Source organism: Micromonospora sp. NPDC049274 (assembly GCF_040678875.1).
GTDB lineage: Bacteria > Actinomycetota > Actinomycetes > Mycobacteriales > Micromonosporaceae > Micromonospora.
The window spans coordinates 397,465-412,458 of the sequence record NZ_JBFAQS010000005.1; the positions used below are offsets into that span (position 1 = coordinate 397,465).

Consider the following 14,994-nt stretch of genomic DNA (forward strand, 5'->3'; position numbering starts at 1 on the left):
GCCCCGCCGCGGCCCGTCGGCCGGTGGTGTTCGCGGTCGCCGGTGTCGTGCGGCCGAGGGTCACCCTGGTTCGATCGGGATCGTGACGGTGGCCCGGGTCGGGCCGCCGACCGGGCTGTCGACAGTCAGGCGGGCGTCGATGGCGTCGAGTCGGCCGATGATGCCGCGCAGGCCCGTGCCACGGCTCGGGTCGGCGCCACCGCAGCCGTCGTCGTCCACGTGGATCCGCAGCACGTCGCCGACCTCGTCGTCGAAGGTCACCTTCGCCGCGGTGGCGCCGCTGTGTTTCGCCACGTTGGCCAGGGCCTCGGCCACCGCGAAGTACGCCGCCGTCTGAACCGCCGGCGGGAGCTGCGCGGGCGGGTCGCCGACGACGGTGACGGGCACGGCGAGGTCGAGCGCCAGGGCGCGGACGGCGTCACCGAGGCCGCGGTCGGCGAGGACCGCCGGGTGGATGCTCTGGGTGACGGTGCGCAGGTCGTCGAGGGCGGCGGTCGCCGTCGCGCGGGCCTCCGCCAGCAGCTGCGCGGCACCGTCGACGTCGCGGCCCAGCAACTCCCCGGCCAGGCCGAGGGTCAGCGCCAGGGACACCAGGCGGGCCTGCGCCCCGTCGTGCAGGTCCCGCTCGATCCGTTTCAGCTCGGCCGCCTGTTGGTCCACGGCGCTGCGGCGGGAACGGGTCAGCGCGGCGACCCGCTCGGTGAGCTCCCGCTCGCGGGCACCGGGAGGGCGGCTGACCACCCAGGCGTGCAGCCCGACGATCGTCGCCATGCCGAGCAGCGTCCAGATCGGCCAGAAGTAGCCGCCGCCGGTGAGCACCCAGACGCTGAGGTCGGCACACCAGATCAGGGTGCAGACGGCGGCGTCGAGGGCGAGCCAGAGACGCCGGCCCGGTGGCACCCGCAGTGCCCGCCGCAGCAGGAGCCGGCCGAGCAGGACGATACCGACGGCGAAGTACACCCACCGGGGCCAGAACACGCCCCGGCCGGTGGCCAGCCACGCGACCGTGGCCGCGACGCAGAGCGCCCCGGCCACGGTCCTGCGGGTGGTGGCGGTCATCGGCGGATGGCGCGGTAGGTGATGCGGCGCAGCAGCGTCTCCGCCGGCCCCCGGCGACCGGTGACGCTCAGGGCCCAGGCGGCGACCAGCGAGACCAGCCAGGTGACGACCGCCGCGCCGGCGGCGGCGTACGTGCCGCCCAGGTGCAGCGCGAACGGCGCGAACAGCACGAGCCACACCGCGGACTGCAACAGGTACCCGCTCAGCGACCGTTGCCCGAGCGCGATCACCGGGGCGAGCACGACACGGCCGCGGCGGGCGCGATCGAGGCGCAGCGCCAGCAGGCCGAACAGCGCCACGTAGCCCGGCCCTCCGTACTCGCCGCTCACGGCGTGGACGAGTGCCATGGCCTCGACCGTATCGGCGTCGACGTGCACGGCGCCAGCGGCGATGAGCGTGTAGGGGAGCGCACCGACGACGGAGATGCCGAGGCAACCGACGGCGACACGGCGCAGCAGCGTGCGGTGTGCGGCGGGGTTCTCCAGGATTCGACGCCGGGCCGCCCAGATGCCCAACCACACGATGACGATGAACGGGAGCACCGTGACCGTGTGGACCGGCCACTCGGCGAGACGGTCGAGGATCGACTGGCCGTACGACGAGGCGGCGAGCGACGGGTTCGGCGTGTTCGTGAGGACGGCGTCGCCGCCGCGCGCGCCGACGAGCGCGGTCACCGCCAGGACCTCGGCGTACGCGGTCTGGATTCCCCACAGCCACAGCACGACACGGTGGAACCGGTCGCCGCGGCGCAGCAACAGCAGGGTGGCGGCGATACCGACGATGCCGTACGCGCCGAGGAAGTCCCCGAAGTACAGCAGCGCAGCGTGGCACAGGCCGAAGACGATGAGGGCGGCGTTGCGTCGCACCAGGATCCGCCGCGCGCCGTCCCCCTGCCGCCGGGCGATCTGCACGAGGCCGTACCCGAACATGACGGCGAAGACCGGGTAGGCGCGGCTGTCGACGAACATCGCCAGGACGGCGTTGACGACGCGCTGCGCGCCGTGCGGCGTGCCGTCCAGGCCGGGCTGACCGGCGAACGCGGCGTTCGCGGCGTTCGCGAGCGCGATGAACAGCAGCATGGCGCCGCGGGCGAGGTCGGGGGCGAGGGCGCGGTCGGCCCGGGGAACGGGGCCCGCGTGGAGGGCCCTGGTGCTTGTGGTTGCGGTCATGTCCTCAGGCTCGTCGCTGACGAGACCCGTTTCGAGGAGCCTGGAACCCCTCCCGGGGTGGTACCAGTACCCCTATGCGTCGAGGTAGGCGAGGACGGCGAGGACCCGCCTGTTGTCGTCCTCGGACGACTGCAGCCCGAGCTTGGCGAAGATGCTGTTGGTGTGCTTCGCGACGGCCTTCTCCGTGATGAACAGGGCCGCGCCGATCGCCGCGTTGGACCGGCCCTGCGCCATCTGCCCGAGCACCTCCCGCTCGCGGGGGGTCAACCGGTCCAGGGGCAGCACCCGCGTCCGGCTGTCGAGCAGCTTCGCCACCACTGTCGGGTCCAGCGCGGTGCCGCCGGCGGCGACCCGGCGAACCGCGGCGACGAACTCGCCGAGGTCGGACACCCGGTCCTTGAGCAGGTAGCCGATCCCGCCGTGGCCGTCGGCGAGCAGCTCCCGCGCGTACAGCCGCTCCACGTACTGGGAGAGCACCAGCACCGGCAGCCCCGGCACCTCGGCCCGCGCCGCCAGCGCGGCCCGCAGGCCCTCGTCGGTGTACGTCGGCGGCAGCCGCACGTCGACCACTGCCACGTCGGGACGCCGCGTGACGAGTTCGGTCAGCAGATCCGGCCCGCTGCCCACGGCGGCGACCACCTCGAAGCCGTGGGCCTCCAACAGACGGATCAGCCCGTCCCGCAACAACACGAGGTCTTCCGCCACCACCACCCGCACCCGGCAACGGTAGCGGGCCCGCCGCCGGCCGTGGGTACGCGTCAGCGCAGCGGGTTCGCGTCAGCGCAGCCCGGCGAAGAGGTCGTCCTCGGGCACCGGCGCGTCGGTGGTGTCCCGTACCCGGACGAAGGTCTCCGTGCCCATCAGCTCGGTGAACCGCTCCTGGCCCAGCTGGAGGAAGAAGATGTTCTCGGTCTGGCTGGCGTGCGCGGCCAGCGCCTCGAACTTCTGCGCGCCGTAGCTCCGCGTGTCGACCCAGGTGGTGATCTCGTCGTCGGGCAGGCCCAGCTCGGGAACGTCGGACGACGGGTCCGGCTCGGCCCACTCGACGCCCAGCTCCTTCATGATCCGGCCGAACTCCGTGAACGCCGTCCGTGGCACAGTGGTCCAGTAGACCTTCGCGGGGACGTCGGTCTGCGCGACGGCGGCCATGGTGATGCGGTGCGCCTGGATGTGGTCCGGGTGACCGTAGAAGCCGTTCTCGTCGTAGGTGACGATGACGTCGGGTCGGTAGCGGCGGATCAGGTCGGCGAGCCGCTCCGCGGCCTCGGCCACCGGCGTCGTCCAGAAGGAGCCGGGCTGGTCGTTCGTCGACCACCCCATCATCCCGGAGTCGGCGTAGCCGAGCGTCTCCAGGTGGGTGACCTTCAACGTCGCGCAGCTGGCCTCCAGCTCCGTCTGACGCATCGCCACGACGGCGGCCGGGTCGTGGCCGGGCTCGCCGGGCTTGACCCCGCCGGGGCCGTCGCCGCACCGTCCGTCGGTGCAGGTCACGAGGACCGTCGTGACACCCTCGGCGGCGTACCGGGCAAGGACGCCGCCGGTGCTCGTCGCCTCGTCGTCGGGGTGGGCGTGCACCGCCATCAGGGTCAGGGATCGCTCAGCCATGCCATCACCCTACGACCAGCGTCGCGCCCGCACGGCGAGTGTCCTGTTCGGGGAAGCCGGCTGGCACCACCGGAGCGTCGGCGGCGGCGTCGGGCACAACCTGCCCCATGGGGTGCCCCGGGCGTTCGCCGACGCGGTCCTGGAGGTCTGAGCCCGCCCCTACGAGGTGATCCGGAAGGTGGCGTCCTGCCGCTCCGCGGCGCTGGAACCGGCGCTCAGCGGGTCGATGCGCAGCAGGTAGTTGGCGTGTCGCAGGTAGCGGGTGGGGAAGTTGTAGGAGCGGAACGACGTCCACGCCGCGTCGGCCAGGCCGGCGGTGCGGTAGAAGGTCGCGTCGGCGCGGAACACGGAGCTGTTGTCGTTGACCTCCAGCCGGACCTCGTAGTTGTAGTGGCGCAGGAAGTAGCCGGGCTTGTTCACCGACTCGAAGGACACTCCGGCGGAGTCGGCGAGGCCGGCGACCATCCGCCAGAGCTGATCCTGGTACGGGTCGAACGGGTACGTGTCGACGCGGGCCACGTAGTTGTAGTGCCGCACGTAGCGGTCCGGCAGGTTGGAGGACTTCAGCCGGACCCAGTTCGGCGTCCCCCACCGGGAGACGAGCCCGTTGTACTCCGCGTCGGTGATCCCGGTCATCGATCCGTGCTTCGCGTTCAGGGGTGGGGTGTAGTCGCGCTGGTTCAGCGGCGTCCAGGAGTTGCTCCCGATGGCTGTGGTCGACCAGGCGTAGAAGTCGTTGTTGAACGGGCTGTACGAGTCCCCCCACAGACGCCAGCCGCTGCCGTCGACCGCCTTGACCAGCAGCGGCGCCTCAATGCCGCTGCCCTGCAGGAGCCCGGAGGTGTACGTGCTGAAGCTGTTCGGCGTGGCGGTGCTGGAACGGGCGCCGTAGAGGTTCCCGTTGGCGAGGTTCTTGTAGTAGAGGTAGGTGGTGCCGCCGTCCACGACGACGTCGCCGTCGAGGACGCCGAAGCCCGGGCTGAAGAACACCTGCGGCGAGCTGACCGTCCGGAAGTCGCTCGTGTAGTTGACCAGGAACACGTCCTGGCCGTTGTTCGCCGAGTAGACGATGGCGTACTGCCCACGGGCGGCGTCCCAGAAGGCGGTGGGCGCCCACGTGTGGGTGTTCAACGTGTGCATCCGGATCCGCCGGTAGCCGGTGAAGCTGGTCAGGTCGGTCGAGTCCCATACGTGCAGGTACTGGCTGGTCTGGTTCCAGTTGGTGCCCTTGAGGTCGGTGGCCAGCACCACGAAGGTGCCGTCGGTCTTGCGGAACACGAACGGGTCCCGCAGGCCCAGTTGACCGGCGGTCGGCGTGACGACCGGGTTGTTCTGGTTCAGCGGCGTCCAGTTGAGGCCGTCCCGGCTGACGGCGAGGTGCAGGCCGTAGTCCGCGCCCAGCCCCTGCGGCGACTCGGTGAAGTAGGCCATCACGTAGCCGGTGTTCGGTGCGGCGAGGGCGGTGCGGGGGAGGCTCAGCGCGCCGGTGGCGGCGGCAGCGGTGGACAGTGCGCCCAGTGTGAACGCGCGTCGGGTCAGAGGCACGGCGGTGGCCTTTCTGCGGCGGGACGGGGTGGGGCGGCGGTGGGGTGGGGTGGCGGGGTGGGTAGGTGGTGACCGGCACCCGCCGCGGCTCGGCGGACCTGCTGCGACGGCTCCGCAGGGACACGCAGCCCATCAGAGTCTATCGATGTGATCGCTAACATACGGCGTCGCTCGACACGCCCGCAACCCGGCGTGCCGACGACACCCGGCGCCAAACCGGCGCAACGACCGGTACGCCCCCAGCACCCAGCGATCGGACGTCCTCGGCACCCAGCGACCGGACGTCCTCAGCGGCCGGAGGCTGGTCGTCCACGCCGTCGCCGGCTTGGCGCGGGCGCTGGCTCCGGACGTTCCGTGCGAGTCGGGTCGCCCCGCACGAGGTCGTCGTGGATGCGCCAGCGGGCGGTGGCGACCGCGCGACGGGCCGCCTCGTCGCCACGCTCGACACGCTGTCGCAGCAGGTGCAGGGCGATGCGCCGGTTGAGACTGAACTGCCGTTCGTCGTCCACCACCACGACGAGGCCTGAGGGACGGTGTGTGGCGCGTACCGCCGTGCTGGCCTTGTTGCGGTGCTGGCCGCCGGGACCGCCGGTGCGGCACCCGACGACGTCGACGTCAGCCTCGGCGAACGTCGTCGTCGGCGCGTCGCTCGGCGGCGGTTGAGCGGTCACGTACCAGTTCTTCCGACCGGTGCTGGTCCGGTAGGGGCTGGGCGCCTGCCAGCACAGCGTGCCCGTCCAGGAGGCCGCGAACGCCTCGACGTCGGCGCCGGACATCCGGATCAGCGCCGACCGGTAGGTGCCGGGCCGGTCCCCAGGCACCGCGTGGACCCGCTGGACCGTCACGCCCCGCCGGGTGGCGTCGTCCCGCAGGCGGCGCAGGAGCTGGGCGAGCGCCCAGGCGCACTCCCGCGGGCCACGGCCGGCGGACAGCAGCAGCTGCGCGCTCACGACCGTCCCCGCCCGTGGCGCTGGTCGCGCCGATCCGACCACGACGCGGTTCCCACGTCCGGCGTCTTGTAGGTGACCAGGGGGATCGTGGTGGCCACCGGCGTGGCGAGCCGGTGCTCGACGAGATCGGCGATCACCTGCTCGATCCGCTTGTATGCCGTGGGCGCCTCCTCGAAGAGCAACTGGCGGTCGCCGCAGACCACAAGGGAACCCACAGGCGTACGCCGCAGCTCCTCGACCGTGTGCTTGGCCCGGCCTCGGCGCAGCGCGTCGGCGCGGGACATCTTGCGGCCCGCGCCGTGCGCCACCGAGTGGTTGGCGTCCGCCCCGGCATGGGCGGCCACGAGGTACGACGCGGTACCCCGCGTGCCGGCGACGAGCACGTCGCGGCCGTCGCCGGGCGCCGCCCCCTTGCGGTGCAGGTAGACGCCGTCGCGCACCTCGACCAGGTTGTGGCACTGGTCGACCACCGGCTCGGTCGGCTCGGCCCCCAGGGCGTACGCGACCCGGGCGGCCAGCAGTCGTCGGTTCAGCGAGCCCCAGCGCACCGCCTCGTCGTGCCGGGCCAGGTAGTCGGCCGGATCCGCGGCCGGACCCGCCCCGTGCGCCTCGGTGTGCGTCCGCAGGATCCGCTCGCCCAGGCCCCGCGAGCCGCTGTGCACGACGAGGACAAGGTCACCGGTGCCCAGCCCGAGCCGTTCCGCGTGGTCCGGTGCGAAGACGGTGTCCACGCGCGCCAGCTCGACGAAGTGGTTGCCGCGGCCGACCGTGCCGAGACCGTCGAGATGGCCGGCGGGAACGTCGCCCGCGACGACGGTCCAGGCCGGGTCGTCGGCGTCCCGCTTGGGGTCGAGCGCGCGGTCGAGGTCGGGGAACCGGGCAGCCAGCCGCTCGGGTACGACGCGCCGGAGTCGAATGGGGAACACCGCGATACCGCAACCGATGTCGGAGCCCACCAGGAACGGGTACAGGACCGTCGACGCCATGGCCGCGCCGATCGGGGCGCCCTTGCCCGGGTGCAGGTCCGGCATGCCGGCAACGTGGATCATGCCGTCGAGGGCGGCTACCCGCCGACACTGGTCCACAGCGGCGGACTCGATCCAACTCGCGGGGGACGCGAACACGGCGACGGTGGCCGGGGCGGACGGGGACAGGAACTCCCGAGGGGAGTGGTGCTCAGACAACGACGCTCACTTCTCGCTCAAGCGAAAGGGACGGACGGCGATACGGCGCCGGTCGGCGCGAAGCGACCTCGGCGCGGTGCTCGGATGGTGTCCGTCAGTACGTCATGGGCACCACTCTGGCGGCGTCCCTCGTACGCGGCAAGCGATTATCGACGGAGCCCCGACTCGTGGCCGACCCGTCTCTCCAGCGACTCGTGAGGCCCGCTCGACCGCGCGGCGTACGCTGCCGCGATGACCGCACCGCGTCGCATCCTGGTCTACGGGGTGTACGGCGCCGGCAAGTCCACTCTCGCCGAGCGGTTGTCACAGCACCTCGGATTGCCCTGGTATCCGGTGGACGACCTGCTGTGGCTGCCGGGGTGGGTCGAGGTGCCGGTCGCCGAGCAGCGCCGCCGGATCGAGGAGATCTGCCGCCGGGACACCTGGATTCTCGACGGCGCGTACCACGGCTGGCGGGACATCCCGTTGGCGCGCGCCGACCTGGTGGTGGCCCTGGACTACCCGCGGTGGCGTTCGTTCTGGCGGCTGCTGCGCCGTACGCTGCGCCGGGTCGGTAGCGGCGAGGTGATCTGCAACGGGAACCGCGAGTCACTGGGCAGTGTGCTGTCCGGGGACTCGATCCTGCTCTGGCACGTCGGCGCGTTCGGCCGGGCGCGGCGGCGGATGCGGGCCTGGCAGGCCGACCCGGCCGGGCCGCCGGTGCTGCTGTTCGCGAAGCCGGAGGCCCTGGACGACTGGCTGACGGGCCTGTCGACCCGATGACGGACCCTGCCGCCGTCGCCCAGACGGCCTGTGCGCGGCACCCCGACGGCCGGCCGGAGCCGCCGGACCACGTCGACGCCGCGCCCGCGACCCGCGTCCTTGATCGGTGGCAGCTGAGCGACTCGACACGCCGCGCACCGCCCTGCTGAGCTGCCACCGATCGCCGCGCCGGCTCCCGGTCGGGGCCCGGCCGGCAGGACACACCGGCCGGGCCCGTCGATCAGGAGGTCTGCGTCCGTCGGCGCCGGGCGAGGAAGAGCACGAGTCCGCCCAGGACGACCAGCACACTTCCCATGCTCGTCATGGCAGGCACCACGCCGCTGCCGGTGACCGGAAGGATGTTCTCGCCCGATCCGCCGGGTACGCCAGGTGCTCCTGGACTACCCGGTGCGCCAGGTGCCCCGGGGCTGCCGGGCGCTCCTGGGCTGCCCGGCGCTCCGGGCGCTCCGGGCGCTCCGCGCGCGCCGGGGCTGCCGGGTGCGCCAGGTGCTCCGGGACTGCCGGGTGCTCCTGGGCTGCCGGGTGCGCCGGGACTGCCGGGTGCTCCGGGACTGCCGGGTGCGCCGGGGCTGCCGGGTGCGCCGGGACTGCCGGGTGCTCCGGGACTGCCGGGTGCTCCGGGACTGCCGGGTGCGCCGGGGCTGCCGGGTGCGCCGGGACTGCCGGGTGCGCCGGGACTGCCGGGTGCTCCGGGGCTGCCGGGTGCTCCGGGGCTGCCAGGTGCGCCGGGGCTGCCCGGTGCGCCAGGACTACCGGGTGGGCCGGAGGGCCCGGCCGGTCCGGTGGGTCCGGCTGGTCCGGTGGGTCCGGGTGGCCCGGAGCGCCCGGGCGGCCCGGCGCATACCGGTGCGGAGATGGTGTTGGTGTCGAGGGTGACGGCGGCGGTTCGCGCCAGCGCGCGGCCCTGCAGGGTCGCGCCCGTGGCCATCGTGACGGAGGCCTGGGCCATGATGGTGCCGATTAAGGTGGTGCTCGTGCCGATCGTCGCCGAGCTGCCGACCTGCCAGAACACGTTGCAGGCCGATGCTCCGTTGATCAGGACGACGCTGCTGCTCGACGCCGTCGTCAGCGACGAGTCGATCTGAAAGATGAACACGGCGGCGGGGTCGCCCTGACCGTTGAGTGTGAGCACCCCGGTGAGCTGCGCGGCCCCGATCCGGTAGACGCCCGCGTTGAGAGTGTTACCGCCGAGTTCCGCGGGCAGGACGGTGAACGGGGTGCGGCCGGCGGCATCGTTGTAGGCAGTGGTCAGGTCACTCTGGGCCTGGAGCGCCACCGCGTCGCCGAGGTGGATCTCACCACCGATGGTCGCCGTTCCGAAGCCCGACGCGGCGCTGCCGGGGTATCTGCCAAGGCTCTGGGCGAGGAAGCTCGGGCCGGTGTTGGTCGGTTCGGCCCCGGCCAGGACGGAGAAGTCGGCGGCCGTTCCCAACCCCACCGGGGCGTCGGCGGCGTTGGCGGCGGTCGAGCTGAAGAGAAGCAGGCTTGCGGCCACGGCGACGGCCGCGGAGGCCCCGAGGGCCGGCAGGACAGCCCTCCTCAGGCGACGAATGGGTTGTGCTGTCACAGATCAACCTCCGTGCTGAAACTCGCAGGAGGCGTTGCGCGTCCTGCTCAGAACGGCCTGGTGACACGGCCGGATGCGTTGACCACGACATCATGAGATCGGGGCAATTGTCGCCAAAACGGGACAATAACTAAGAACGCGAGGTAGAGCGAGGTTCGCGTTCACGTCATCCGCAGGGGATCGGACGCTCAGTGCAGCCGCTGCTCCGGCAGGGTCGCCCGGCCCAGCACGCAGGGCGAGGAGGGGCTGGAACTGGAGGCCGGGAACCGGAAACGACGTAGCTCGTCGATGGCGAACCCGGCCGTCCGGATGGCGGCCGTGGTGTCGCGGCCGGTATGGCAGCCGGCGAACAGTTTGGGCCAGAACGTCGCGTCGGCCAGCCGCTGGACCCGGCGTAGGGGGCCGGGCTCCTCGGCGGCGACGTGTTCGAAGAAACGCAGCTGACCGCCGGGGCGCAGCACGCGACGGATCTCGGCGAGTGCGGCCGCCTGGTCGGGCACGGTGCACAGCACCAACGCGACAACGGCGGCGTCGAATTCACGCTCTCCGGCGGGCAACGCCTCGGCCAGGCCGTCGACGACCGTGACCGGTACCGGTGCGGCCGGGGCGGCAAGGACGGCGGCGGCACGTAACCGTCGCTCCGGTTCCACCGCGACGACCTCGGTCACCGTCGGGGGGTAGTGGGCGAACATGCGGCCGTTGCCGGCGCCGACCTCGATCACCCGGCCGGTCAAGCCAGCGGCCAGGTCACGGCGAAACGCGGCGGTGCCGGCGCGGTCCATGGCGACAGAGAGCCGCTCGTAGACCCGGGCGAACACCGGGTGGGACACCGCGGCCACGTCCACCTCCAGAGGCGAGGAGGGCCTGCTCCCGCCGGCAGCCGCCCCCGACGAGCACGCTACCCAGGCCATCGGACGACCACAATCATGAGCGGCGATGTCGCCGCGCCGGCGTTCCACGCTCCGTAGGCTTGTTTCGTCCTGCCGCTCAGCGCATCGCACGGAGACGGGAAGTGGTTCGACCATGAAGATCGTCGTCGTCGGCGGCAGTGGTCTCATCGGCTCCAAGGTCGTTCACGACCTTGGGGAGCAGGGTCACGAGGCGGTGGCGGCGTCGCCCAAGACGGGCGTGAACACGCTGACCGGCGAGGGGGTGGCCGAGGTGCTCGACCGCGCCGACGTCCTCGTCGACGTGTCGAACTCCCCGTCGTTCGAGGACGCCGCCGTTCGGGAGTTCTTCGAGACGTCGACGCGCACCCTCCTTCCCGCCGCGGCGACTGCCGGCGTGGGGCATTACGTGGTGCTTTCGATCGTCGGCTCCGACCGGCTTCCGGACGGCGGGTACATGCGGGCGAAGGTCGCGCAGGAGAAGCTCGTCGCGGCATCCGGACTGCCGTACTCGGTGGTCCACGCGACCCAGTTCTTCGAGTTCCTTCAGGGCATCGTCGACGCCGCCACCGACGGCGACACGGTACGGCTGCCGCCGGTGCTCATCCAGCCGATGGCGGCGGACGACGTCGCGACCGAGGTGACCGCGGTCGCGGTCGGCGCACCGGTCAACGGCGTGGTCGAGATCGCGGGCCCGGAACAGTTCCGCCTCGACGAGATGGGCCGGTCCGTTCTCGCCGCCCGTGCCGATTCCCGTGCGGTGGTGACCGACCCCGACGCACGGTACTTCGGCGCCACGCTGGGCGAGCGTTCACTCGTTCCCGCCGACGGCGCCCGCATCGCCGCTACGCGCCTGGACGAGTGGCGCGCCCGGGCGGCGCGGTAGCCGACCTGTCACGTGGGCGTGGTGCGTGGATCGTGCCGCAGGCGTTGCGCCAGTTCCCGCACCGCGTGAACGAACTGTTCGTCGGACTCACACGGCCAGTGCCCCTCGATGGGCGGGGGAACGCTGTCGCCGGGCGGTGTCACCACGTCACGTGGGTCGCGCTGTCGGCGGTCCACCATCGCGGCGGGGTCGCCGTCGGGCGCCGGTGCGCCCAGGTCGGGAAAGATCCGGCCGCCGATCGGGTCGGTGTCGCGCCACAGGTTCACCCACCGCCAGCCGACCCGGTTGCCGATCTCGTGCAGCACCGCGTCGTCGATGTAGGCGGGGAAGAGTCGCGCGTAGAGCCGGCGCAGCGGTGAGCCGTGGGTGAGCAGCGCGACCCGGCTGCCGATCGATGGTGGCAGCTGGAGCACGGTGGCCGCGAGCAGGACCGAGCCGTGGCTGTGCCCGGAGAGCAGCACCGCATTGCCGCGCTCGACCAGGTAGGTGATGCGCCGGGTCAGCTCCGGCACGGCCCGCTCGGCGTAGCAGGGCGGCGCGAACGGGTGGGCGGCCCGGGGCCAGAACGTCCCGAGGTCCCAGATGACGCCGACGTGCCGGCGGAACGGGACGGTGCGGTACGCGAAGATCCCGCCGAGGAGCAGGCCGAGCAGCGCCGCCGCGATCGCCCAGCTGCCGAACGCGATGCCGAAGGTGACGGCGTCGGCCGGCACCCGGGCGTAGCGTTCGACGACGTCGCCCGGAAACAGGCCCAGCAGGCCGAGGGTGGTGGTGGCGGTGCCGATGCCGGCGAGGCAGCCGAAGACCACGGCCAGCAGCACCAGTCGCTCGGTGAAGCGGGCCCGCGCTATCGCCGCGCGGACCTGCCGCAGCCTCGGCCCGGCCTCGGCGGGCGGGTCCGGGTAGTCGCCCGCGACGACCGCCGCCGCCGCCCGTGCACGACGGGGGCGGGAGACCACGACGACCAGGCCTGCGACGAGCAGCGTGACCAGCACGGTGCGGAGAAAACCGAAGATCGCCCAGGTGTACGCCCGGGGCGGGCCGGTGGCGATGCCTTCAGCGGTGGGCACGTCGCGGTCGAGATAGTCCGCCACCCGGTAGATCAGCTCGGCGGAGTACACCACCGCCATGGTGATCGCCGTGCCGGCGATGACCAGCGCGCCCAGCCCGAACAGCGGGCTGGCTCCCCGTCGCCGATCCCGACGGCAGAGCAGCACCACGCCGAGCGCGACCAGCAGGCCCGTCTGGGTGGTGAACAGCCAGGTCAGGGTGGTGTCGTACCCGGGCAGGTCACCCCCGTCGTGCCAGGGTGCGGAGCTGGTCAGCACGTGGGTCGCGACCAGCGTGGTCAGCAGCAGCGCGGTAGCGCGCAGCGTGCTGGTGATCGCGTCGAGCCGCCGGTCAGCGGGGGACCTGTCGATCAGCGGGGGTGTGCAGAGCAGCACCACGCCGGTGGCCAGGACGACGCCGGTGGCGACCGCCAACGCGACAGTGACGACCGACGCGCCGTCCCCGGCACGGGCGGCGAGCAGGACGAGGCTGAGCGTCGCGAAAGCCGTCGCGACGTGCACCGACCGGAGCCGTCCGACCAGCGGCTCGGCGTCCCACTTGCCGACTGTGCTGAGCCGATGCCCGGAGAGGTTCTCGTCGGGGCCGCGGAACGCCTCGAACGATCTGCCCGGGCGGGTGCTGATCCGCCAGATCAGCCCGATCGCGGCGGCCGGGAGCACCGCGAGCACCGCCAGCCGCAGCCCGACCGGCTGCCCGCTCAGCCACGACAGCCAGCTACGTCCGGCCAGGCAGCGGGGTGCGGTGAGGCACTTCCACGCGACCAGGTCGAGGGCGACGCCGACGATGGCGAGCACGTACAGCACGGTCAGTGTCAGCGCCAGCAGTCGGCACAGGGACTTGACCACGGCCTCCGTGCCCGGCTGCGCCGGGCGCATCCAGACCGCCACGTTGACCAGCATGAACGGCAGCAGGAAGACCAGCGCCAGGGTCTGGGCCACGCTTCCGGAGGGCAGATCACCCCAGCGGTACGCCTCCAGCGTCACGCCCCGCGGGTCGGCTTTCGGCAGGTCGGAACGGAGCCGGACGAAGCCGCCACTGCGGTCTCCGGCGACCTGCGTCGTCTGTTCCAGGCTGAGCACCTGGTCGACACTCGCGCCGGAGACGCCGTGCACCCGCAGCTCCACGATCTCGCCGGAGGTGTCGGCCCCGCTCAACCGCGCTGATCCATCGGCCATGGCCCCCCGAAGCGTCCCGCCCGCCCCGTACCGCTGATCCGGCCGGGGACGAACCGCCACCGACGTGGCGGATCGGGTCTACCCGGCCCGGACGCGCGCAATCGCACCGGTTGCGCTCGCGGTGACGGCCGGACGCCTAGCCGGCCCGGATGCTTCCGGCAGCCTGTCTGCGGTAGGCGCGTGGCGAGACGCCTGTGACACGTTTGAAGGCGACGCTGAGCGCGCTCTCCGAGCCGTACCCGACGGCCAGGGCGATGGTGGCGACGGTGTCCGAGCCTCGGCGGATGCGGTCGGCCGCGAGTTCGATCCGCCAGCGCGTGAGGTACTCCAAGGGGCCCACGCCGACGACCTGCCGGAAGCGGGCGGCGAGCGTCGACCGGGAGACGGCGGCGGCGTGGGCGATCTCGTCCACCGTCCAGGACTGCTCGGGTCGTCCGTGCATCGCCCGTAGCGCGGGGGCGACCACCGGGTCGGCGAGCCCGGCGAGCCAGCCGGACGTGTGCTGGGGGTCGCGGGCCAGGTGCAGTCGCAGGACCTGGATCAGCAGGACGAGTGCCAGGTGTTCGGCGACGAGCCGCGACCCGAGCTGTGGCTGTCGCAGCTCGGCGTCGATCTCGTCGAGGGCCCAGCGGATGGTGGCGGCCGCAGGGGTGTCGGCGGGCACGTGGATGATCGGCGGAAGGCTGTCCAGTAGGAGACTGCGGCCCCGATCACCCAGGGAGAACGCCCCGCCGATGAGGAACATGTCGTCGCCGTCGCCCGCGTGCGCCACGCCGTCGGCGGCGGCCGCGAAGATCGGGTACGCCGGCTGGACCGGGGCGTCGGGGTCGCTGAAGAGCGTGTACGCCACCGGCCGGGTCAGCAGGTAGCAGTCGCCCTCGGCGAGGTCGATCGGCTCGGGTTCGCCGTCGACGCGCAGGAAGCAGCGGCCACGGCGGATCGCGTTGAACTTGGCTCCGGCCGGTGGGTCGAACCGGACCGCCCAGCTACCACCGGCGACGAGGCCGGCGGAGACGTGACTCGTCGCACCGAGCAACGCCAGTACGTCCTCAAGGGGATCCATCCGCACCGTCCTGGACTCTCGCGAAAGTAACGCGGACTCTAGACTATAGGCAGTCCAGATTCGGGTTCATA

14 protein-coding genes are annotated in these 14,994 nt (G+C 72.5%); 3 read left to right on the forward strand and 11 right to left on the reverse strand.

The genetic code is table 11. From position 1 onward, the window contains the following. Window positions 1-60 precede the first annotated feature (60 nt). From AB0K10_RS12900 to AB0K10_RS12915, 4 genes are all read right to left on the reverse strand, one after another. On the reverse strand, window positions 61-1,059 hold the full coding sequence (locus tag AB0K10_RS12900) for a histidine kinase (protein ID WP_363682833.1): 999 nt from the start codon (window positions 1,057-1,059) through the stop codon (window positions 61-63). Next, the gene (locus AB0K10_RS12905; RefSeq protein ID WP_363682835.1) at window positions 1,056-2,228 is read right to left on the reverse strand and encodes a DUF418 domain-containing protein; all 1,173 of its coding nucleotides are present in this window, start codon (window positions 2,226-2,228) and stop codon (window positions 1,056-1,058) included. Before AB0K10_RS12905 ends, AB0K10_RS12900 begins: the two co-directional genes overlap by 4 nt. Before the next feature lie 72 nt (window positions 2,229-2,300). Further along, window positions 2,301-2,945, reverse strand: coding sequence for a response regulator transcription factor (locus AB0K10_RS12910; RefSeq protein WP_363682837.1), 645 nt, complete (start codon window positions 2,943-2,945; stop codon window positions 2,301-2,303). 60 nt (window positions 2,946-3,005) lie between these two features. Continuing rightward, on the reverse strand, window positions 3,006-3,833 hold the full coding sequence (locus AB0K10_RS12915; protein WP_363682839.1) for a PIG-L family deacetylase: 828 nt from the start codon (window positions 3,831-3,833) through the stop codon (window positions 3,006-3,008). Between AB0K10_RS12915 and AB0K10_RS12920 the strand changes: the two genes are divergently transcribed. After that, the gene (locus AB0K10_RS12920) at window positions 3,832-3,984 is read left to right on the forward strand and encodes a hypothetical protein (protein WP_363682841.1); all 153 of its coding nucleotides are present in this window, start codon (window positions 3,832-3,834) and stop codon (window positions 3,982-3,984) included. The two genes, AB0K10_RS12915 and AB0K10_RS12920, sit on opposite strands and share 2 nt — an antisense overlap. An 8-nt stretch (window positions 3,985-3,992) precedes the next feature. Here the strand turns inward: AB0K10_RS12920 and AB0K10_RS12925 are convergent, their stop codons facing one another. The 3 genes from AB0K10_RS12925 to AB0K10_RS12935 all read right to left on the reverse strand — a co-directional run bounded on the left by AB0K10_RS12925 (window position 3,993) and on the right by AB0K10_RS12935 (window position 7,512). Then, complete coding sequence (locus tag AB0K10_RS12925; protein WP_363682843.1) at window positions 3,993-5,378, reverse strand: glycoside hydrolase family 43 protein; 1,386 nt, start codon at window positions 5,376-5,378, stop codon at window positions 3,993-3,995. 287 nt (window positions 5,379-5,665) lie between these two features. Continuing rightward, on the reverse strand, window positions 5,666-6,328 hold the full coding sequence (gene prfH, locus AB0K10_RS12930; RefSeq protein ID WP_363682845.1) for a peptide chain release factor H: 663 nt from the start codon (window positions 6,326-6,328) through the stop codon (window positions 5,666-5,668). Continuing rightward, window positions 6,325-7,512, reverse strand: a complete 1,188-nt coding sequence (locus tag AB0K10_RS12935) for an RNA ligase RtcB family protein (RefSeq protein ID WP_363682847.1) — start codon at window positions 7,510-7,512, stop codon at window positions 6,325-6,327. Before AB0K10_RS12935 ends, prfH begins: the two co-directional genes overlap by 4 nt. Window positions 7,513-7,743: 231 nt before the next feature. Here AB0K10_RS12935 and AB0K10_RS12940 point away from each other — a divergent pair, with 231 nt between their 5' ends. Next, the gene (locus tag AB0K10_RS12940; RefSeq protein ID WP_363682849.1) at window positions 7,744-8,274 is read left to right on the forward strand and encodes an adenylate kinase; all 531 of its coding nucleotides are present in this window, start codon (window positions 7,744-7,746) and stop codon (window positions 8,272-8,274) included. Between the two features lie 220 nt (window positions 8,275-8,494). Here AB0K10_RS12940 and AB0K10_RS12945 read toward each other — a convergent pair whose 3' ends face one another. Together AB0K10_RS12945 and AB0K10_RS12950 are read right to left on the reverse strand one after the other, a co-directional pair. After that, window positions 8,495-9,841, reverse strand: coding sequence for an ice-binding family protein (locus AB0K10_RS12945; RefSeq protein ID WP_363682851.1), 1,347 nt, complete (start codon window positions 9,839-9,841; stop codon window positions 8,495-8,497). A gap of 188 nt (window positions 9,842-10,029) precedes the next feature. Beyond that, window positions 10,030-10,680 (reverse strand): methyltransferase domain-containing protein, encoded by a 651-nt coding sequence (locus tag AB0K10_RS12950; RefSeq protein ID WP_363682853.1) that lies wholly within the window; start codon window positions 10,678-10,680, stop codon window positions 10,030-10,032. A 184-nt stretch (window positions 10,681-10,864) separates the two neighbouring features. On the opposite strand from AB0K10_RS12950, the gene AB0K10_RS12955 reads away from it, so the two are divergent. Next, entirely contained in the window at window positions 10,865-11,614 is a 750-nt protein-coding gene (locus tag AB0K10_RS12955) for an SDR family oxidoreductase (protein WP_363682855.1), read from the forward strand. A gap of 8 nt (window positions 11,615-11,622) precedes the next feature. Here the strand turns inward: AB0K10_RS12955 and AB0K10_RS12960 are convergent, their stop codons facing one another. Together AB0K10_RS12960 and AB0K10_RS12965 are read right to left on the reverse strand one after the other, a co-directional pair. Continuing rightward, complete coding sequence (locus tag AB0K10_RS12960) at window positions 11,623-13,860, reverse strand: hypothetical protein (protein ID WP_363682857.1); 2,238 nt, start codon at window positions 13,858-13,860, stop codon at window positions 11,623-11,625. A gap of 136 nt (window positions 13,861-13,996) precedes the next feature. Next, entirely contained in the window at window positions 13,997-14,923 is a 927-nt protein-coding gene (locus tag AB0K10_RS12965; RefSeq protein WP_363682859.1) for an AraC family transcriptional regulator, read from the reverse strand. Window positions 14,924-14,994 lie beyond the last annotated feature (71 nt).